The organism is Pseudomonas fluorescens, assembly GCF_041354075.1.
In the GTDB taxonomy this organism is placed as follows: Bacteria; Pseudomonadota; Gammaproteobacteria; order Pseudomonadales; family Pseudomonadaceae; genus Aquipseudomonas; species Aquipseudomonas fluorescens_CE.
Window position 1 is genome coordinate 44,959 of sequence record NZ_JARZGC010000009.1, and the last position, 21,271, is coordinate 66,229.

At 62.2% G+C, this 21,271-nt stretch carries 15 protein-coding genes; 6 read left to right on the top strand and 9 right to left on the bottom strand.

All coding sequences use genetic code 11. The features are described from left to right. Window positions 1–78 precede the first annotated feature (78 nt). The 3 genes from QIW53_RS13940 to amaB form a co-directional block, all read right to left on the bottom strand. On the bottom strand, window positions 79–1,212 hold the full coding sequence (locus tag QIW53_RS13940; protein ID WP_201193642.1) for an ABC transporter substrate-binding protein: 1,134 nt from the start codon (window positions 1,210–1,212) through the stop codon (window positions 79–81). A gap of 355 nt (window positions 1,213–1,567) precedes the next feature. Beyond that, window positions 1,568–2,851 carry an L-pipecolate oxidase gene (amaA, locus tag QIW53_RS13945; protein ID WP_371050181.1) on the bottom strand — a complete coding sequence of 428 codons (1,284 nt, stop codon included), beginning with the start codon at window positions 2,849–2,851 and terminating at the stop codon, window positions 1,568–1,570. Between the two features lie 153 nt (window positions 2,852–3,004). Next, window positions 3,005–4,495 carry an L-piperidine-6-carboxylate dehydrogenase gene (gene amaB / locus QIW53_RS13950; RefSeq protein WP_371050182.1) on the bottom strand — a complete coding sequence of 497 codons (1,491 nt, stop codon included), beginning with the start codon at window positions 4,493–4,495 and terminating at the stop codon, window positions 3,005–3,007. 174 nt (window positions 4,496–4,669) lie between these two features. On the opposite strand from amaB, the gene QIW53_RS13955 reads away from it, so the two are divergent. The 4 genes from QIW53_RS13955 (at window position 4,670) to QIW53_RS13970 (ending at window position 8,407) form a co-directional block, all read left to right on the top strand. Next, window positions 4,670–5,572 (top strand): LysR family transcriptional regulator, encoded by a 903-nt coding sequence (locus tag QIW53_RS13955; protein ID WP_371050183.1) that lies wholly within the window; start codon window positions 4,670–4,672, stop codon window positions 5,570–5,572. 189 nt (window positions 5,573–5,761) lie between these two features. After that, window positions 5,762–6,988 (top strand): nicotinate phosphoribosyltransferase, encoded by a 1,227-nt coding sequence (gene pncB, locus QIW53_RS13960; protein WP_371050184.1) that lies wholly within the window; start codon window positions 5,762–5,764, stop codon window positions 6,986–6,988. A 4-nt stretch (window positions 6,989–6,992) separates the two neighbouring features. Next, a complete protein-coding gene (gene nadE, locus QIW53_RS13965) occupies window positions 6,993–7,820 on the top strand; it encodes an ammonia-dependent NAD(+) synthetase (RefSeq protein ID WP_371050185.1) in 828 nt (275 codons plus the stop codon). A gap of 239 nt (window positions 7,821–8,059) precedes the next feature. Continuing rightward, window positions 8,060–8,407 carry a hypothetical protein gene (locus QIW53_RS13970; RefSeq protein WP_371050186.1) on the top strand — a complete coding sequence of 116 codons (348 nt, stop codon included), beginning with the start codon at window positions 8,060–8,062 and terminating at the stop codon, window positions 8,405–8,407. Window positions 8,408–8,430: 23 nt separating this feature from the next. Here QIW53_RS13970 and azu read toward each other — a convergent pair whose 3' ends face one another. Further along, the gene (gene azu / locus QIW53_RS13975) at window positions 8,431–8,877 is read right to left on the bottom strand and encodes an azurin (RefSeq protein WP_371050187.1); all 447 of its coding nucleotides are present in this window, start codon (window positions 8,875–8,877) and stop codon (window positions 8,431–8,433) included. Between the two features lie 345 nt (window positions 8,878–9,222). Here azu and QIW53_RS13980 point away from each other — a divergent pair, with 345 nt between their 5' ends. Then, on the top strand, window positions 9,223–9,810 hold the full coding sequence (locus tag QIW53_RS13980) for a TIGR00730 family Rossman fold protein (protein ID WP_371050189.1): 588 nt from the start codon (window positions 9,223–9,225) through the stop codon (window positions 9,808–9,810). Window positions 9,811–9,877: 67 nt separating this feature from the next. Beyond that, the gene (locus QIW53_RS13985; RefSeq protein ID WP_192307724.1) at window positions 9,878–10,069 is read left to right on the top strand and encodes a hypothetical protein; all 192 of its coding nucleotides are present in this window, start codon (window positions 9,878–9,880) and stop codon (window positions 10,067–10,069) included. A gap of 137 nt (window positions 10,070–10,206) precedes the next feature. Here the strand turns inward: QIW53_RS13985 and QIW53_RS13990 are convergent, their stop codons facing one another. From QIW53_RS13990 to dnaB, 5 genes are all read right to left on the bottom strand, one after another. Beyond that, entirely contained in the window at window positions 10,207–11,097 is an 891-nt protein-coding gene (locus QIW53_RS13990) for a transglutaminase family protein (protein WP_371050191.1), read from the bottom strand. Beyond that, a complete protein-coding gene (locus QIW53_RS13995; protein WP_371050192.1) occupies window positions 11,097–13,583 on the bottom strand; it encodes a circularly permuted type 2 ATP-grasp protein in 2,487 nt (828 codons plus the stop codon). The genes QIW53_RS13990 and QIW53_RS13995 overlap by 1 nt, the downstream gene beginning before the upstream one ends. Before the next feature lie 88 nt (window positions 13,584–13,671). Next, window positions 13,672–16,947 carry a transglutaminase family protein gene (locus QIW53_RS14000; protein WP_371050193.1) on the bottom strand — a complete coding sequence of 1,092 codons (3,276 nt, stop codon included), beginning with the start codon at window positions 16,945–16,947 and terminating at the stop codon, window positions 13,672–13,674. 344 nt (window positions 16,948–17,291) lie between these two features. Then, window positions 17,292–19,598 carry a YgiQ family radical SAM protein gene (locus tag QIW53_RS14005; RefSeq protein WP_371050195.1) on the bottom strand — a complete coding sequence of 769 codons (2,307 nt, stop codon included), beginning with the start codon at window positions 19,596–19,598 and terminating at the stop codon, window positions 17,292–17,294. 192 nt (window positions 19,599–19,790) lie between these two features. After that, window positions 19,791–21,188 (bottom strand): replicative DNA helicase, encoded by a 1,398-nt coding sequence (gene dnaB, locus QIW53_RS14010; protein ID WP_371050196.1) that lies wholly within the window; start codon window positions 21,186–21,188, stop codon window positions 19,791–19,793. Window positions 21,189–21,271 lie beyond the last annotated feature (83 nt).

A 21,271-nucleotide genomic window follows, 5' to 3' on the forward strand; every position in this document is an offset into this window, starting at 1 on the left:
CGAGAAAAGACCAGTACTGCACGGACATGGCTGTTGAAAGCCCGGCGCACCAGGCGCCGGGCGGTTCAGCAGGTCATATCACTTCTGCTTGTCCAGCTGATGGTATTTGCCGTTCGCGTCCCACTCGTAAACCACGTAGTCGGAGACTTTCAGGTCGCCCTTGCTGTCCCAGGCCTTTTCACCCATGACGGTTTTGACCGGGTTGGCTTTCAGCCAGGCGGCGGCTTTCTCGCCATCGTTGGATTTGGCGCCGTTGAAGGCAGCCGCCAGGGTCTGAACCGACGCGTAGGCATACAGGGTGTAGCCTTCAGGCTCGGTGCCGGCCTTGCGGAAGGCGTCTACCACGGCCTTGCTGTCTGGCAGCAGGCGCGGGTCGGCGCCGAAGGTCATCAGCACGCCATTGGTGTATTGCGGGCCGCCAGCGGTGGTCACCAGCTCGTCGGTCACGATGCCGTCGTCGGACATGAATTTCACGTCCTTGAGACCTTGCTCACGCAGTTGACGGACCAGTGGACCCGCTTCCGGGTGCAGGCCGCCGAAATAGACCACGTCGGCCTTGGCCGCACGGATCTTGGTGACCACGGCGCTGAAGTCTTTCTCGCCACGGGTCAGGCCTTCGTACAGCACCGGCTTCACGCCGCGTTTTTCCAGCTGTGCCTTGGTGGCGTCAGCCAGGCCTTGGCCGTAGGTGTCCTTGTCGTGCAGCACGACGACGTTCTTGCCCTTGAGCATGTCGACGATGTAGTCACCGGCCACGATGCCCTGCTGGTCGTCACGCCCGCACATGCGGAACATGGCGCTCAGGCCGCGCTCGGTGACCTGCGGGTTGGTGGAGCCCGGGGTGATGGCGATGATGCCCGCTTCGTCGTAGATCTCGGAGGCCGGGATGGTCGACGAGGAACAGAAGTGACCCACCACGCCTGCCACTTTCTGGTTGGTCAAGTCCTTGGCGACCGTCACAGCCTGTTTCGGTTCGCAGGCGTCATCGCCCTTGACCAGTACGATTTTTTCCCCGTTCACGCCGCCTGCTGCGTTGACCGCATCGGCCGCTGCCTGTGCACCCTTCATGTATTGTTCGCCAAATGCCGCGTTGGCGCCCGTCATTGGACCCGCTACGCCGATCTTGATGTCGGCCTGAGCAAACGCAGAAACACCCAACGCAGTAGCCACTGCGAGGGCCAGAAAGCCTTTCTTGTAAAACGTCTGGGACATGAGGTGGTGCTCCAAGGTTTTTTTTGATTTGGCACTGCGACTTCACTGAATGCTCAGAGCAAGGGCCGTGCCATCGGTTTTTTATTCTGAAAAAAGTCGCTGCTTTATTGTTTTTACGACCGTTTCGTCCCCATTTTCATTGGGCGTGCAACCGTCTAAACCGCGGAAGGTGAAACCGTTTATTTTTCAAGGCGCAACCCACATGCGCCATCATTGCAACCGCGACCCCAAACGGCGTGCAACCCGCCTGTAACAATGCACGTAACCGAAGTGCACACTGCTGGTGCGGGGACTGCTACAACCCGCACCATTACAGGCTAGTCGCTACACCGAAAAGCGTCGGGAATTTCAGCACTCAGATCACGATGCGCAGGCACTGGCCCGCGTGATACAGCGAAAAACCGGCCTCGTACAGACAGCTGCGCAAGCCCACCCCGGCCACCGGCTGCATGGGCGCGAAAGGAATCGGCAACGCCTGAGGATTTCCGTTACACAGGTAGTCGGCGAAGGCCTTGCCGACCACCGTGCCCGTGGTCACACCGCGCCCGTTGTAACCGGTGACTGCCACCAGCCCAGGCGCCGGTTCGAACAGGCGCATCAGGTGATCGGGAGTAAAGGCGATGCGACCGGTCCAGGTGCATTCCCACTCCACCGGCTTGAGGTAGGGGAAGTAGTGCTGCTGGACCCGATCCGCCCAGGCCTTGAGAAACCAGGTGGGTTTCTGATTGCCATTGCCCAAGCTGCCGAGCAGCAGTCGACCGTCCTTGTCCCGACGAATGCTGCTGAGCACCTGACGGGTGTCCCAGGAGCCCTGGCCACCCGGCAGAATGCGCTGCGCGGCCTCGTCGGTGAGCGGCACAGACGCCACCTGATAGTAATATCCGGGGAAAAAATTGCGCCGCAGCTGCGTCCAGTCGCCTTCGGTATAAGCGTTGGAAGCGATCACCACCTGCTCGGCCAGCACCGAACCCTGCGCCGTCTGCACCGACCAGCGTTGGCCCTGACGTTCCAGGCGCGTGACGGGTGAATGATCGAACAACTGACCACCAAGGCCCTCGGCCGCCTTGGCCAGACCGCTGGTGTAGGCCATCGGGTTGATCGTGCCAGCCCGCCGGTCGAGCAGCGCGGCGGCGATCTTTTTTGTCCCCGTGGCTTGCTCGCACGCCTGGCCGGTCAACAGCTCGACCGGGGCACCGCGACGTTTCCACTGTTGTTCGCGACTGCGCAGATCCGCTTCGCCACGGGCGTTGTGCGCCATGTGCAGCGTGCCTTCACGGCGTAACTGGCAATCGATGTTGTACTTGTCGACCAGGCTGAACACCAGCGCCGGCGCCGCGCCCAGCATGCGGTTGAGCTGACTGCCGACCGCTTCGCCAAAACCGGCTTCGATCTCGTCCGGAGGAATCCACATGCCGGCGTTCACCAGCCCGACATTGCGCCCCGAACCACCATGGCCTGCTCGATGGGCTTCGAGCACACAGACCGTCTTGCCTTGCTCCAGCAGGTGCACCGCAGCCGACAGCCCGGTGAAGCCGGCACCGATGACGCACACATCGACCCTGACCTCGCCCTTGAGTGCCGCATGCTCAGGCCTTTGCGGCGTCAACGTTTCCCACAGACACTCTTCGCGTAACGGCATTGCCAGACTCCAACAGAAACCCAACAAACACATAGATCAAATGTGGGAGCGGGCTTGCTCGCGATGGCGGTAATTCAGTCGCCATTTATGGTGACTGACCCTACCTCATCGCGGGCAAGCCCGCTCCCACAGGGTTATCCGCTCGACCAGGGATCAGTCGAACGTGATGCCCTGCGCCAGCGGCAATTCCAGCGAGTAGTTCACGGTGTTGGTCTGACGGCGCATGTAGGCGCGCCAGGCGTCGGAGCCGGATTCGCGACCGCCGCCGGTTTCCTTCTCGCCACCAAAGGCACCGCCGATTTCCGCGCCGCTCGGGCCGATGTTGACGTTGGCAATGCCGCAGTCGCTGCCCACCGCCGACATGAATTTCTCGGCTTCACGCACATCGGTGGTGAAGATGCACGAGGACAGGCCTTGTGGCACGGCGTTGTTCAGGTGCAGGGCTTCGTCGAAGTCGTTGTAGCCGATCACGTACAGGATCGGCGCGAAGGTCTCGTGGCGGACCACATCGCTCTGTTCCGGCATTTCCACGATCGCCGGCGAAACGTAGTAAGCATTCGGGTACTGGTCCTCGAGCTGGCGCTTGCCGCCGAAGACCCGGCCACCTTCGCTCAGCGCCTGCTCCAGGGCGTCCTGCATGTTGTCAAAGCTTTGCTTGTCGATCAGCGGACCGATCAGGTTGCCTTCCAGTGGGTTGCCGATGCGCACCTTGGCGTAGGCCGCTTTCAGGCGGGTGACGATTTCTTCCTTGACCGACTCGTGGGCGATCAGGCGACGCAGGGTGGTGCAGCGCTGGCCGGCGGTGCCGACGGCGCTGAACAGAATCGCGCGAACGGCCATGTCCAGGTCGGCGCTCGGGCCGAGGATCATGGCGTTGTTGCCGCCCAGTTCCAGGATGCTGCGGGCAAAACGTGCAGCGATCTTCGGCGCCACTTCGCGCCCCATGCGGGTGCTGCCGGTGGCGCTGACCAGCGCCACGCGCGGATCGTCGACCAGTGCTTCGCCGGCATCGCGGCCACCGATGATGACCTGGCTCAGGTGTGGCGGCGCATCGCTGAAGTTCTTCAGCACGCGCTCGAACAAGGCCTGGCACGCCAGGGCGGTCAGCGGGGTTTTCTCCGACGGTTTCCAGATCACCGGGTTGCCGCAGACCAGCGCCAGCGTGGTGTTCCAGGCCCAGACCGCCACCGGGAAGTTGAACGCGCTGATCACGCCGACGACGCCCAGCGGGTGCCAGGTTTCACGCATGTGGTGGCCAGGACGCTCGGACGCGATGGTCAGACCGTACAGCTGGCGGGACAGGCCGACGGCGAAATCGCAGATGTCGATCATTTCCTGAACTTCGCCCAGGCCTTCCTGGGTGATCTTGCCGGCTTCCCAGGACACCAACTCGCCCAGGTCCGCCTTGTACTCGCGCAGGACCTCGCCAAATTGGCGCACCAGCTCACCACGACGTGGCGCCGGAACCTTGCGCCATAGTTCGAACGCATGATCTGCACGACTGATGTGCTGCTCGACTTCAGCGGCGCCTTCCCAGTTCACGGCGCCGATCCGGCTGCCATCGATCGGCGAATGCACCGGCACTTCGCCGTTCTGGTACAGGGCCGGGTTTACACCAAGACGATCAAGCAATGCGGCAACCATGGGTCACTCCTCAAGCAAAAAACAGTAAACGTGCAGCCGGGTATTCTCGACTGATCAGACCTGTAGTTTTAGCTCGCCGAAGGTTACCCAACAAACGACCTTTAAGAGAGATATCATTCCGTTTATTCATGCTGCGAATTGCTGATCAGAAAGAATCCGGAAACAGGACACGCCATGCTCAATAAACGCTACCTGCCGTCGATCACCGCCCTCCAGTGTTTCGAGGCCGTGACCCGGCATTTGAGCTTCACACGGGCCGCCGAAGAGCTGAACCTGACCCAGAGCGCGGTCAGCAAGCAAGTCGCGCAACTGGAAGATTTGTTGCAGCACTTGTTGTTCCGTCGGGTCCGTCGCCGCCTGCAAATGACCCCGGCGGGCGACCTGTACCTGGTGGAAGTCCGAAAAATCCTGACGCAGGTCGAAATGTCCACCCATTATCTGCGCTCCTACGGCGGTGAAACCGAAGTCCTGCGCGTCTCGGCGCCTCCGACCTTCGGCGCCCGCTGGCTGGTGCCCCGCCTGAAAGGCTGGCGTGTGCGGCATCCGTCGATCCACCTGGACCTGTGCAGCGAACAGGAAGCCGATGACCTGTTGCAAGGCCGCAGCGACCTGGCGTTCTATTTCGGCCAGGGCTCACGCCCGCGCAGCGAATGCCTCAAGCTGTTCGGCGAAGAGCTGGTGCCGGTGTGCTCACCGGCCAGTCTGCCGGCCGAACCCTTGACCGACCCCACCCAACTCACCGACCTGGTCCTGCTGCAAAACGCCTCCCGGCCCCAGGCGTGGCACGACTGGTTCGACAGCCAGGGCTATCACACGGAGCACAGCTACCACGGCCCGCGCTTCGAAACCTTCTACATGTGCATCCGCGCCGCCCAGGTCGGCTGCGGCGTGGCGCTGTTACCACGGTTTCTGGTGGAAGAGGAATTGGCCGACGGCAAACTGGTCATTCCCTGGCAGCATGCGATGCCAAGCGTCGACGCCTATTACCTGGCGTATCCGGAACATTCGGCGGAAGTGCCCAAGGTGCGGGATTTCGTGCAGTGGATGCTGGAACAGATCGACAGCCCCATAACTTGAGGCTTGCTCAATCCCTGTGGGAGCGGGCTTGCTCGCGAAAGCGATATGTCATCCAACATTGATGTCCACTGACATACCGCTTTCGCGAGCAAGCCCGCTCCCACAAGGATCGCAGCCACCTGAGAAAATGCTGGTAATTCCCAGCACCGATATGCGCCACTGTCGCTATTCAAAGTGGAGAACCCCGTTATGAGCGAGAGCGTATTTGCCGATCGCATCGTGCAGAACCTGCTCGACACCGATTTCTACAAACTGACGATGATGCAGGCGGTGCTGCACAACTACCCGAACGTGGAAGTCGAATGGGAGTTTCGTTGCCGCAACCGTGAAGACCTGCGCCCTTATCTGGCGGAAATCCGCTTCCAGATCGAACGCCTGGCCGAGTTGAGCCTGAGTGCCGACCAGTTGGGGTTCATGGAACGCATCAGTTTCATGAAGCCGGATTTCCTGCGTTTTCTCGGGTTGTTCCGCTTCAACCTGCGCTATGTCCACACCGGGATCGAAGACGGCGAGCTGTTCATCCGCCTGCGTGGGCCGTGGCTGCATGTGATTCTGTTTGAAGTGCCGCTGCTGTCCATCGTCAGCGAAGTACGCAACCGCTATCGCTACCGGGACGTGGTTCTGGAACAGGCTCGCGAACAGCTCTACCGCAAGTTCGACTGGCTGAACGCCAACGCCAGCAGCGACGAATTGTCCGAGTTGCAGGTCGCCGACTTCGGCACCCGCCGACGTTTTTCATACCGGGTGCAGGAGGAAGTGGTCAACGTGCTCAAGCACGATTTCCCCGGGCGTTTCGTCGGCACCAGCAACGTGCACCTGTCCCGGGAACTGGACATGAAGCCACTGGGCACCATGGCCCACGAATGGATCATGGCGCACCAGCAACTCGGCCCGCGCCTGATCGACAGCCAGAGCGCCGCACTCGACTGCTGGGTCCGCGAATACCGTGGCCTGCTGGGTATCGCCCTGACCGATTGCATCACCATGGATGCCTTCCTCAGCGACTTCGACCTGTACTTCGCCAAGCTCTTCGACGGTCTGCGGCATGACTCCGGGGACCCGGTGATCTGGGCGGAAAAGGCGATCGCCCACTATCAGAAGCTCGGCATCGACCCGATGAGCAAGACCCTGACGTTCTCCGACAGCCTGACACTGCCCAAGTCACTGGAGATCTTTCGCGCCCTGCGCGGGCGGATCAATGTCAGCTTCGGCATCGGCACCCACCTGACGTGCGATATCCCGGGTGTTGAACCGATGAGCATCGTGCTTAAAATGGCTGCCTGCAATGGCCAACCGGTGGCGAAGATCTCCGACGAGCCGGGCAAGACGCACTGCAAGGACCCGAATTTCGTCGCCTACTTGCGACACGTGTTCAAAGTACCTGCCGCCCTTTCCAGCACATCAAGCAAGGAGTGAATTCATGCAAGCCGTACAGCGTGAGATTGCTGAACAGCTCAATGTTCAACCGCCGTTCACCGACCACGCCGCCCTCGAGGCGGAAGTCGCCCGGCGCATCGGTTTCATTCAGGATTGCCTGGTCAACTCCGGGCTCAAGACCTTGGTGCTCGGCATCAGCGGCGGCGTCGATTCCCTGACGGCTGGCCTCTTGGCCCAGCGCGCCATGCGTGAACTGCGCGCCCGCACCGGGGACGAACAGTACAAGTTCATTGCCGTGCGCCTGCCTTACGAAACCCAATTCGACGAGCACGACGCCACCGCATCGGTGGATTTCATCGCGCCCGACGAGCGTCACACCGTGAACATTGGCCCGGCGGTCAAATCCCTGGCCAATGAAGTCGCGGCGTTTGAAGGCAAGGCGGCGGTGTCGGTGGATTTTGTTCTGGGCAATACCAAGGCGCGGATGCGCATGGTCGCTCAATACACCATCGCCGGCGCGGCCCAGGGTTTGGTGATCGGCACCGACCACGCCGCCGAGGCCGTGATGGGGTTCTTCACAAAGTTCGGTGACGGCGCCTGCGACCTCGCGCCGTTGAGCGGCCTGGTAAAAAATCAGGTTCGGGCCATCGCCCGCAGCTTCGGCGCGCCGGAGTCGCTGGTGGAAAAAATCCCTACCGCAGACCTTGAAGACCTGGCACCGGGCAAGCCGGACGAGGCCTCCCACGGCGTGACCTACGCCGAGATCGATGCCTTCCTGCACGGCGAGCCGGTGCGCGAGGAAGCGTTCAGGATCATCTGCGACACCTACCGCAAGACCCGGCACAAGCGCGTGATGCCGTTTGCGCCGTGATTGTGGGCGCCTGAAATGACGCCATCTCGGAATGCCGCCCAGAGCAGGCTCGCTCCCACACAAATCTGCAGAACACTCCAAACCTGTGGGAGCGAGCCTGCTCGCGATGAACGATGACGCAGTCGAAGGTCAGGCAAAACTGAGATCGACGTAGGGCGTTTCTGAAAGCAATGGGCGCCCATTGAGGCGGCACAAGCGGCGATGCACATTCGGGCATCGCCCCTCGCCGGACCGCCCTCATGAGATCCCGATTATTTGCTACTCGCAAAGCCGCGATCGTGTTGGGGCTGATCGTCAGCCAGCCGCTGGCCTTCGCCCAACCGCAGTCAGGCGCATCGCAAGACAGGCTGCTGCCGGACTTTTTTTCATTGAAGGGCGCAACAAGCTACGCCTGGCAAGCGGAGGAAACTCCGCAGGCGTCGCAGATGCTGAATTGCAGGCCCTCGGGCGCACAGAGCGACGGCACGCAACCGGCCGACACCCGTCAGAAACATTTTCTGGATAAGGAAGAGCAGCGATCGAGACCCCGCTCGTTCGGGATCTCAATCGACCTGCAAGACCCCCTTTCAATAGAGGCCTTGAACTAGACGCCCGGGGGCCCGGGCATCGATTACTTCAGGGTCACGGTGCCTTTCATCATCGAGATGTGGCCCGGGAACGAGCAGAAGAAGCCGTATTTCTCGGCCGCATCCAGTTTCGATACATCGAAGGTCACCGAGTCGGTTTCCTTGGCGCCGATGATCTTGGTGTGGGCGATGACGCGGGCGTCGCCGTCTTTCAGGTAATTCTTGTCGATGCCAGCACCCAGGCCATCGGTGGCGATGGGCTGCATGTCAGCTTCTTTGCTCAGCACCCAGTTATGGCCCATCACGTTTTTCGGCAAGCTGCCGGAGTGGGTCAGCTCAACGGTGAAGGTCTTGCAGCTTTTATCGATCTCAATGGCCTTGGTGCTGAAGGACATTTGGTCGGTGGAGTCGATGGTGGTCTTGCACTCGGCAGCCATCAATTGGCTGCTGGCCAGCGTCAACAGGGATACCGCAACAAGTTTGGCAAACATGGTGAATCTCCAAGGCATGGTTAACAACAATTTCGAATGGACAGAAGACTGCCTGAAAATCCGGCAAGTTCATATGACCTGGGTCATAAACTGTATACAACTTTAGCGCTATGACCCCCATCGAAACAATCTACCAGTCAGACGTCCGAGGCAGCCCTATCATTAGACCATTACCCCTCATCAGGAAACGCCTGTCATGTTCATCAACAGCTTTTTGTGCAGCTTGCTCGCCGCCTATGCCTGCGGCGCCAGTGGCACCTGTGAAACGTCCCGGCGCGACGTTTAGACCTTGGAGCCTCGCGTCACTGCCTTTACCCTGTGGTCACCCTGATCCTGGAGCAAGGCATGTCATTAGCATCCGTTTGTGTATTTTGTGGCGCCAGCACCGGCTCCCATCCGGCCTATCGTGAAGCCGCCGTCGCCCTCGGGCGCGCCTTGGCGCAGCGCCAGTTGACCCTGGTGTACGGCGGTGGCGCCGTGGGTCTGATGGGGATCGTGGCCGACGCCGCACTGGCGGCCGGCGGTGAAGTGATCGGAATCATTCCCCAAAGCCTGAAAGACAAGGAAATCGGCCACAGCGGCCTGACTCGCCTGGAAGTGGTCGATGGCATGCACGCGCGCAAGGCCCGGATGGCCGAGCTCAGCGACGCGTTCATCGCCCTGCCCGGCGGCCTGGGCACCCTGGAAGAACTGTTCGAAGTCTGGACCTGGGGCCAGCTCGGTTACCACGGCAAACCCCTGGGGTTGCTGGAAGTGAACGGTTTCTACAGCAAATTGACGGGTTTCCTTGATCACATCGTCGGCGAAGGCTTCGTTCGCGGAGCACACCGTGACATGCTGCAAGTCAGCGAATCGCCGCAAACGCTGCTCGACGCCCTGAACGCCTGGCAGCCGACAATGACGCCAAAGTGGACCGAGCAAACGCCCGACTAACCCTTCGGTGCCGATACCGGGCAGAATATGCGCCGTTCACCTCACCTTCGACCCCAAAGGATCGCCCATGGCCAAACCTAATTATTCCTTCGCCAAACGTCAGAGAGACCTGGCCAAGGAGCAGAAGAAAGAGGAAAAACTTCAGCGCAAGAAAGCGATGGCTGAAGAAGAAGCCGCCGCACTGAACCCGGAAACAGACGGTGACGCGGCTGCAGAAAGTGATGCTGAAACTCCGAAGGACCAGGCGCCCGACGCCTGAGCCTGCAGCCGCTCTGAACGTTGCAGGAGCGAGCACGTTCGCAAAGTATGTGAAGGCGTCCGGGCATCTGATTCCCCGCGTCACCTTCACGTCCATCGCGAGCAGGCTCGCTCCCACGCAGGGCGAAAGGGCTGCTGTCAGTCCAAGGGCATCACGGTGACGCGAACCTCCGGGTCGTGATTGCCGCCCCCCAGAATCACCCCTCGCAACGGCGACACATCGGAAAAGTCCCGGCCCCAGGCCAGGGTGATGTGTTCCAGCGCCGGCTGCACATTGTTGGTCGGATCAAAATCCACCCACCCCAGCACCGGGCAATACACCGAAACCCAGGCATGAGAAGCATCGGCACCGATCAGACGCGGTTGCCCCGGCGGTGGCTGGGTCAACAGGTAGCCGCTGACGTACCTCGCCGCCAGCCCCCGTGAGCGTACGCACGCGAGCATCAGGTGGGCGAAGTCCTGGCACACCCCGCGCCGGCGTTCCAGCACTTCCACCAGGGGCGTCGCCACCTGGGTGGCTTCGGCATCGAAGGTGAACTCGCCGAAAATCTTCTCCATCAACGCCTGGACACCCAGCAACAGCGGTCGACCAGCCGGGAAACAGCTTTGCGAGAAGTCGACGAAATTGCGCTTGAGGTGCACATAGGGCGACTGGAATCGATATCGACACGCATCCAGTCGCTCGGCAGTCAGTGGCTGGCCGCTGTAGGCCAGCGCATCGCGGGTGTCCTCCCAGGCCGGGGACCGGGTGAAATCCAGCACAGGCCTGGCCAGCACTTCAACGGTGAGCCGGGCATTGACCTGCAATTCATCATGGGGCCGCTCGAACGCCAGGCGCGCGAGCGGATTGCCGAACACGTCCAGCTCGTCCCGGCGCGAAGTCGGCTCGGGGCTGATCTGCAGTTGCTGCTCGGTGCAGCGCTGCCACGCACACGGTCGCGGCCACAGATGCGCCAACTGCTGGGCGAGGGACACCGGGCTGTCGTAGTGATAATGAGTGTCGTGGAAAATCTGGTAACGGGCGCTCATCAGACGGACACCGTGCGCTGGCTGACATCGTCGACGTGGGCGAAGTGGCGCAGCGCCAGGCGATCCGACACCAGTCCGCTGGCGTCTGCGATCTCTTGCAACAGGTCAGCCAGACCGTCGACTGCGGCCCGCACACTGGTTTCGCCGAACAGCGGATTCTCCAGGCAACCCAGGTCGAAACGCGCCAGGCGCTCCACCAACAGCGGCAGCACCGCTTCGCGCGGCGCGGCGAAATCGTCGTTCAGGCGTTTGAGGCTGCGGGTCACCAGCTTCAGCTGGAACAGCACCGCGTGCGGGTTCTGCTCGTCGAGCAGCAACAGGTCGAGCACCGGGATCAACTGCGCCACCGCCAGATACCGCGAACGGTAGGTGATGCTGCTGTTGCCCAGCTCCAGCAACCACTCAAGACCCGCCTGATCGAAAGCCCCACTGCCACGCAGGAACGCCGCCAGGCTGGCACTGAGAAACTGCAGGCGCTCAATCCGCCGCCCGATCATCAGGAAGCGCCAGCCTTCGTCGCGCGTCATGTCGTCGAGGGCGAAACCGGATAGCGCCGCCAGCGACATCACCAGTCGGTTGAGAAAATCCAGCAACTCGCCGAAGTCCGGCTCTGCGGTTTCCAGCTCCATCGCTTCACGCTGCAACTCCACCAGCGCCTGCCAGTTTTCCCGGGAAAGCTTGCCGCGCACCTGAGACGCCGCCCACTGCAAACGCTGCAGATTGGCGCGCAGGCTGAATGGCCAGTCATCGCCGAGCAATGCCGCCAGCAACCGCTCCGGCAACGCGCCTTCTTCGGGCAACAGCATCAGACGCTCGCCGAGATCGACCGCCGCGCGCAGAGCTTGCGGGTCGTCACCGTCGACGTAACGCGCCAGCATGATCCGCAGCAGCCGGGCGCTGTCATCGCAGCGCTCGCAGTAACGACCGAACCAGAACAGGTTCTCCACGACCCGCGACGGCAAATACGGATCGCGTCGCACCAGGTCGTGCACGCCGATACTGCGCTGGGCTTTCCACTGCTCGCCGCTGGGTGGGCGGTCTCCCAGCACCCAGGTGTCCTTGCTCGCACCGCCGCGTTGCATCGACACCACTTCGGCATCCGCTTCGGCGGCCACCCGGGTCAGGCCACCGGGCAGCACCCGATAACCGGTATCGCTGGCCACCGCATACACGCGCATGCCGATGGCCCTGGGCTGCAACTGCCCATTCTCGGCCTGCCACACCGGCGCCTGGGACAGTTGCGCCAGCTCCTGCGCCACGTAGGCGTAAGGTCGCGCCTGCATGCGTTCGGCGAGTATCCGACGCTGCTCTTCGTTCAAGTCCCTTCCCAGCACCGGGGCGAAGCTCTGGGAGGGAAACGCCGGCCTGATCAGCAACTGCGGGAGTTTTTCCAGTGCCTGGGCCAGCACGGGCGCTTCGCCGCACCACCAGGTGGCGATGGAGGGCAGGATCAGTTCTTCGCCAAACAGGAATTGATTGATGCGGGGCAGAAAGCCCAGCAGCCCCGGCGACTCCAGCACACCGCTGCCCAGCGCGTTGGCCACCAGCACCCGGCCCTGTCGCACGGCTTCGAGCAGGCCCGGCACGCCAAGGGCCGAATCGGTGCGCAGCTCCAGCGGGTCGCAGAAATCGTCGTCGAGCCGACGCATGATCGCGTGGACCCGGCGCAGGCCACTCAAGGTTTTCAGGTAGACGGTGGCGTCGCGCACGGTAAGGTCGCCACCCTCCACCAGGGGGTAACCCAACTGCCGCGCCAGATACAGATGCTCGAAATAGCTTTCGTTGAAACGCCCCGGCGTCAGCAACACCACCAAGGGTGCCTCGTCGCTGCTGGGCGCCTGACGGGCCAGGGTTTCCTGAAGCGTGCGGAAGAATCCGGCCAGATGCTGCACCTTCAAGTCGCGGTACAGCTCCGGAAACGCCCGGGACACGATGGTGCGATTTTCCAGGGCGTAACCGGCACCGGACGGCGCCTGGGTGCGGTCCGCCGTCACCCACCAGCGACCGTCCGGCGTTCGCGCCAGATCCACGGCGTACAGGTGCAAAAAGGCCCCGTCCGGTGGCGTGATGCCCTGACAGGGCCACAGGAAATTGTTATGGCCGAAGACCAGCTCGGCAGGCAGCAGGCCTTCGCTGATCAAGCGTTGCGGACCATACAGGTCGGCCAGCACGGCGTTCAACAGACGCGCCCGCTGGGCAATGCCCGCCGACAATTGCGCCCACTCATCGGCCGCGATCACATGCGGCAGCAGGTCGAGTTCCCAGGGCCGATCCGCGCCCTTGGGGTCGGCGTAGACGTTGTAGGTCACGCCGTTTTCCTGGATCTGCCGCGTCAGCAAGGCCTGGCGCTGCACCAGTTGCGCGGGCGTGCTGCGTTGCAACTGATCGAACAGTCGCCGCCAGTGCGCACGGACGCCGCCGCTCGCGTCGAGCAGTTCATGGTAGGTACCCGCCGTGAGCGGGTAGCGGTCTAGCAGGTCAGGCATGGAAAGCTCGGCAGACAGCAGGGAACGGTCAGACTAACGCAGCCGTGTGACGCCCGGATAGACGCAACATCCGGGCGTCGCATACGGTTTAGAAACGTCGTAAATCGAGGGTCATCGGCAGCTCATCGTCAATGTCCAGCGTCGGTATCGGCAGTTTCCCGGGGCGGTGCCCAATGCGGAAAAACCGCGCCATCCGCCGGCTCTCGGCTTCATTGGAGTTCACCGGCAGGGTCTCGTAGTTGCGCCCTCCCGGATGGGCCACGTGATACTGGCAGCCCCCCAGCGAGCGCTGCATCCAGGTATCGAGCAGATCGAACACCAGCGGCGCATGCACCGCAATCGTCGGTTGCAGGCAATTGGCCGGCTGCCAGGCACGGAACCGCACGCCCGCGACGAATTCCCCGACTCGCCCGGTGGGCTGCAAGGGCACCGGCACGCCGTTGCAGGTCAGCAGGTAGCGTTGCGGGGGCAGTCCGCTGAGCTTGACCTGCAGGCGTTCCAGCGACGAATCCACATAACGCACCGTGCCGCCAGCGGCGCCCTCCTCGCCCAGCACGTGCCAGGGTTCCAGCGCCTGGCGCAGTTCCAGTTCGATGCCACTGACGGCGTAGTCGCCCACCTTGGGAAAGCGGAACTCCAGATGCGCGGCAAACCACTCGGCCCGCATGGGATAGCCGGCCGCATTGAGGTCGACGAGGACGTCGGCGAAATCCTGCTCGATGAAATGCGGCAACAGGAAGCGGTCATGCAGTTCGGTGCCCCAGCGTGCCAGTTTCGGCGGTGCATAAGGCTCGCGCCAGAACCGCGCGACCAATGCCCGCAACAGCAACTGCTGAACCAGGCTCATGCGCGCATGGGGCGGCATCTCGAACGCACGCAATTCCAGCAGCCCCAGGCGCCCGGTCGCACCATCCGGGGAGTAGAGCTTGTCGATGCAGAACTCGGCCCGGTGGGTATTGCCGGTCACGTCGATCAGCAGGTTGCGCAGCAGCCGGTCAACCAACCATGGCGGGCAGTCCTCACCGGGTGCCGGCATCTGTGCAAAGGCGATTTCCAGCTCGTACAACGCATCGTTGCGTGCTTCATCGACCCGGGGCGCCTGAGAGGTCGGGCCGATGAACAAACCGGAAAACAGGTAGGACAGGGACGGATGGTTATGCCAGTAGCTGATCAGGCTGCGCAGCAGGTCAGGACGGCGCAGGAACGGTGAGTCGGCCGGCGTCGCGCCACCCAGTACGAAATGATTACCGCCACCGGTGCCTGTGTGCCGGCCATCGATCATGAATTTCTCACTGGTCAACCGCGTCTGCCGCGCCTGCTCATAGAGAAACTCGGTGCGTTCAACCAGTTCGTCCCAGGTGGCGGAGGGCTGCACGTTGACCTCGATCACGCCGGGGTCAGGGGTGATGCGAAAGTTGCCCAGGCGCGGATCGCTCGGCGGTTCGTAACCCTCCAGCAACACCGGGCAGTGCAGCTCCTGCGCCGTGGCCTCGATGGCGCCGACCAATTGCAGGTAATCCTCAACCCGCTCCAGGGGTGGCATGAACAGGTACAACCGCCCCTCCCGCGCCTCGGCACAGAGCGCGGTGCGCGTCAGCCAGTGCGCCGATTCATCGACTTGCGGCGCCCGGTCCTGCTCGACATGCGTCCCGCCCTGGCGTTGCAGTTGCTCGGTGTCAGGCAGAGGCGGGAAATCCTGATTCGGATCCTGTGGATGAATGAACGGATACTCCGCCGCCTTCACCCAGGGCTGCGAGCCGAGCGGCAGGCGATATCCCAGCGGCGAATCTCCCGGCACCAGCCGGCAATGCTCGTCGCGCAGGTACCAGCGCCCACTCTGCCACTGATCGCCCTTGGCGGTGCGCGCCAGCGGCAGCACCTGGCCGATCACCTTGTCCAGGCCCTGACTGAATACCTTGCGCAACCGCGCACGCTCCAGCGGATCCTCCAGGCGCGAATCTTCGGCGCTGACGTTTTGCGGCAATGCGCCCTCGCGCCACAGGTAATAGAAATTGTCCTCGTAGGCTGGAAACACAAAACGTGTCGGAATTTTCAGGCGTTCCGCCACGCTCGCCAGGAAGCGCCCCGCCAGCTCGCCATCGGCGCCATAGTCCTGCTGTTCATCGGCAATCAGCGCGCCGTTGTGCCAGATCGGCACCCCGTCACGCCGCCAGTACGCATTCAGCGACCAGCGCGGCAGCTGCTCGCCCGGGTACCACTTGCCCTGGCCAAAATGCACCAGGCCATTGGGCGCATAGCGCTTGCGCAGGCGCTGGAACAGTTCGGCAGACAACCGTCGCTTGTCCGGCCCGAGCGCGGCGGTGTTCCACTCGGCACCGTCCGGGTCGTCGATGGAGACGAACGTCGGCTCGCCGCCCATGGTCAGGCGTACATCGCCTTTGAGCAGATCGGCGTCGATCTGCCGGCCCAGCGCCTGGATCGCCAGCCACTGCTCATCGGTGTAGGGCTGAGTGACGCGCGGCGCTTCCCAGATCCGCTCCACGGACATTTCATGGCTGAACTCGCACTCACAGGGTTCCACCAGGCCGCTGATCGGTGCCGCAGAGCCCGGATCGGGGCTGCACGCCAACGGAATATGTCCTTCGCCGGCAAACAGCCCGGAGGTGGCGTCCAGGCCGATCCAGCCGGCACCGGGCAAGTAGACTTCGCACCAGGCATGCAGGTCGGTGAAATCCACCTCGGTGCCCGACGGACCGTCCAGGCTTTTGACATCAGCCTTCAGTTGAATCAGGTAGCCGGAGACAAAACGGGCGGCCAGCCCCAGGTTGCGCAACAGTTGCACCAGCAGCCACGCCGAGTCGCGGCAGGAACCGCTCGCGTGTTCGAGGGTGTACTCGGGTGTCTGCACGCCCGGCTCCATGCGAATCAGGTAGCCGATGTCTTCGCTCAGGCGCTGGTTGAGCCCCACCAGGAAATCCACGCTGGGCAGCGGCGTACGGTCGATGCCGTCCAGATAGGCCTTGAGCTTTGGCGTCAGGGGCAGCGTTTCCAGGTACGGCGCCAGCTCCTTGCGCTCGTCGGCAGCGTAGGCAAACGGGATGTTTTCGGCGTAGGGCTCAAGGAAAAAGTCGAACGGGTTGAATACCGCCATTTCCGCCAGCAGATCGACCTCGATCCGCAGTTCGCTGGTTTTCTCGGGGAATACCAGACGGGCGAGGTAATTGCCCTGCGGGTCCTGCTGCCAGTTGATGAAGTGCTGCTCGGGCGAGACTTTCAACGCATAGGACAAAATCCGCGTACGGCTGTGGGCAGCCGGGCGCAGGCGAACGATCTGCGGGCCGAGTTCGACAGCGCGCTCGTAGCGGTAATGCGTGACGTGGTGCAATGCGACATGAATCGACACGGCGTGCCTCCTGCGAGCCTTGAGCCTGTTGGAAAGCGCGCAAGACTTATGCCACCCGACGGCGCTGGCGCTTTCTCCCTTTACTGGAGGCAGTACAGCACCAAAATCGGGCGATGCAGGGAATCATCGCTAATCGGTTGCACGGATTTGTGGCGAGTCGTTGCAATGTCGCAGGCAGGAATGGCCTCATCGCGAGCAAGCCCGCTCCTGCAGAATATCGCTGTCCCTGTGGGAGCGGGCTTGCTCGCGAAGGGGCCGGCAGCAACAGCTCAATAGCCGATCACTGCCGCGACAACGCAAAACGCCAACCCGAAGGCTGGCGTTCTGCTCATTTCATCAAGACCTCAGCGCGGCACAACCGGCTTGCGGGTCGGCTTCTGACCCTTGCCGCCCTTGGCCGCTTCCTTGCGCTCCTTGGCCGCCTGCTGATTGCGGGCGAACGCTGCGGCCTTGGCTTGTTCACGCTTGTCCCACGGGTTGCCGCCATCACTGGCGCGGGGTGGCAGACCGTTGTGCTGGGTGAGGATCTTCGTGGTCTTCTCCCCCGCCACCTTATGGCTACCGGCTGGCGTCGAGTTCTTGCGACGGGCGCTCTGGTAGCTGTCAGTCGATGGCTGGTGCAGCGGGATCAACTGGTGCTTGGCCGGCCCGATCAGGTCGCCACGGCCCATGCGCAGCAACGCCTCGCGCAGCATCGGCCAGCCCTTTGGATCGTGGTAACGCAAGAACGCCTTGTGCAGGCGGCGCTGCTCCTCACTCTTGACGATGGTCACCGCGTCGCTCTTGTAAGTGACCTTGCGCAGCGGGTTCTTGCCCGAGTGATACATCGCGGTGGCGCTGGCCATCGGCGACGGGTAGAACGCCTGCACCTGGTCGGCACGGAAACCGTTGCCCTTGAGCCACAGGGCCAGGTTCATCATGTCTTCGTCGGTGGTGCCCGGGTGCGCGGCGATGAAGTAAGGAATCAGGTACTGCTCTTTCCCCGCTTCCTTGGAGTACTTCTCGAACATGCGCTTGAACCGGTCATAGCTGCCGATGCCCGGTTTCATCATCTGGTTGAGCGGCCCTTCCTCGGTGTGTTCCGGGGCGATCTTCAGGTAACCACCGACGTGATGGGTCACCAGCTCCTTGACGTACTCCGGCGACTCGACCGCGAGGTCGTAGCGCAGGCCGGAAGCGATCAGGATCTTCTTCACGCCCGGCAAGGCACGGGCACTGCGGTAGAGCTGGATCAGCGACGAGTGGTCGGTGTTCAGGTTCGGGCAGATGCCGGGGAACACGCACGACGGCTTGCGGCAGGCGGATTCGATTTCCGGGCTCTTGCAGGCAATGCGGTACATGTTCGCGGTCGGCCCGCCAAGGTCGGAAATGACCCCGGTGAAACCCGGCACCTTGTCGCGGATCTCTTCGATCTCGCGAATGATCGATTCTTCGGAGCGGTTCTGGATGATCCGCCCTTCGTGCTCGGTGATCGAGCAGAAGGTGCAGCCGCCGAAGCAGCCACGCATGATGTTCACCGAGAAGCGGATCATCTCGTAGGCCGGGATCTTCTCCTTGCCGTACGCCGGGTGCGGAATGCGCGCATAGGGCATGCCGAACACGTAGTCCATTTCTTCGGTGGTCATAGGAATCGGTGGCGGGTTGAACCAGACGTCCACCTCGCCATGCTTCTGCACCAGCGCACGGGCGTTGCCCGGGTTGGTTTCCAGGTGAAGCACGCGGTTGGCGTGGGCATACAGCACCGCGTCGTTACGCACCTTTTCCACCGACGGCAGACGAATCACGGTCTTGTCGCGGGTCATCTTCGGGCTGGCCAGGATCTGCACGACCTTGGCTTCCTGTGGATCCTCAACCTGACCTTTCTCTTGTTCGATGGCGCAGGCCTGAGTGTCCTGGGTGTTCACGTACGGGTTGATGATCTTGTCGATCTTGCCCGGACGGTCGATGCGCGTGGAATCGACTTCGTACCAGTCTTTTGGCGTGTCGCGACGGATGAACGCCGTGCCGCGAACGTCGGTGATGTCTTCGATCTTGTGGCCATAGGACAGGCGCTGGGCCACTTCGACGATAGCGCGCTCGGCGTTGCCGTACAGCAGGATGTCGGCGCAGGCGTCGATCAGGATCGAGTTACGCACCCGATCCTGCCAGTAGTCATAGTGGGCGATGCGGCGCAGGGAGGCCTCGATGCCACCGAGCACGATCGGCACATGGTTGTAGGCTTCCTTGCAGCGCTGGCTATAAACCAGGCTCGCGCGGTCCGGCCGCTTGCCCGCCAGGCCGCCGGCGGTGTAGGCGTCGTCGGAGCGAATTTTCTTGTCGGCGGTGTAGCGGTTGATCATCGAGTCCATGTTGCCGGCCGCGACGCCGAAAAACAGGTTCGGCTCGCCGAGCTTCATGAAGTCGTCTTTGGACTGCCAGTTCGGCTGGGCAATGATCCCGACGCGGAAGCCCTGGGCCTCCAGCAGCCGACCGATGATCGCCATGCCGAACGACGGATGGTCAACGTAGGCGTCGCCGGTGACGATGATGATGTCACAGGAATCCCAGCCAAGCTGATCCATCTCCTCCCTGCTCATCGGCAGGAATGGCGCTGGACCGAAGCATTCGGCCCAGTACTTGGGATAGTCAAATAACGGCTTGGCTGTTTGCATGACGATGACCGGTTAGGCTGGCGTGAAATTTCGCGGGCGCGGAATATAGCACAAATTTTGACCAATTCCGACGGCTGTGGTCGGAAATTCCGCACATCCATGTGGGAGCGGGCTTGCTCGCGAAGGGGGTGCGTCAGTCGACATTGATGTTGTCTGGCACAGCGCCCTCGCGAGCAAGCCCGCTCCCACGGGTTATTCGTCGTCGTCGAAGTTATAGCTACCCGGCGCCAGATTCTCGAAGCGTGTGTACTTGCCGATGAACGCCAGCCGGACAAAACCGATCGGACCGTTCCGCTGCTTGCCGATGATGATCTCGGCAATGCCCTTGTGCTCGGTTTCCGGGTGATACACCTCGTCGCGATACACGAACATGATCACGTCGGCGTCCTGCTCGATCGCTCCGGATTCCCGCAAGTCGGAGTTCACCGGACGCTTGTTCGGTCGTTGTTCGAGGGAGCGGTTGAGCTGGGACAGGGCCACCACCGGGCAGTTGAATTCCTTGGCCAGGGCCTTCAGCGATCGGGATATCTCGGAAATCTCGTTGGTCCGGTTGTCACCGCTGGAGCCCGGAATCTGCATCAGTTGCAGGTAGTCGATCATGATCAGGCCGACATCGCCATGCTCGCGGACCAGCCGCCGGGTGCGGGCGCGCATTTCCGACGGGCTGATGCCGGCGGTATCGTCGATGAACAGCTTGCGATCATTGAGCAGGTTGACCGCCGAGGTCAGGCGCGGCCAGTCATCGTCATCCAGTTGACCCGAACGAACCTTGGTCTGGTCGATACGTCCCAGGGACGACAACATACGCATGATCAGCGATTCGCCTGGCATCTCCAGCGAGTAAACCAGCACGGCCTTCTCGCTGCGCAGCACGGCGTTTTCCACCAGGTTCATCGCGAAGGTGGTTTTACCCATGGACGGACGGCCGGCGACGATGATCAGGTCGGCCGGCTGCAGGCCGCTGGTCTTGTCGTCGAGGTCGGTGTAGCCCGTGGACAGTCCGGTGATGCCTTCGCCTGTGTTGAACAGGGTGTCGATGCGGTCGATCGCCTTGGTCAGCAAATCGTTGACGCCCACCGGACCGCCGGTCTTGGGTCGCGCCTCGGCGATCTGGAAGATCTGCCGTTCGGCTTCATCGAGGATCTCTTCGGCGGTGCGGCCTTCAGGGTTGAAGGCGCTGTCGGCGATTTCGGTGCTGATGCCGATCAACTGACGCAAGGTCGCGCGCTGGCGGACGATCTGCGCATAGGCCTTGATGTTGGCGACGGACGGCGTGTTCTTCGCCAGCTCGCCCAGGTAACCGAGGCCGCCGACCTGGGACGTCTGACCTTCCTTGTCCAGTTGCTCGGCAAGGGTCACGACGTCGATGGGCGAGTTCTGGTCGGCCAGTTTGGCAATCGCGCGAAAAATCAGGCGGTGATCATGTCGATAGAAATCGCCGTCGGAGACTTGATCGAGCACGCGCTCCCAGGCGTTGTTGTCCAGCATCAGACCACCGAGCACAGCCTGTTCGGCTTCGATGGAATGCGGCGGCACTTTCAGCGCGGCGGTTTGCAGATCGTATTGCTCGGGAGCGGAGATTTCGTTCATGGTCACTTGGTTTTTTAGGAAAGCAGGAATTGAAAAACGGGAGTTCCCAGAAAGACAAAGGGCACGACCTGTAAACAGGATCG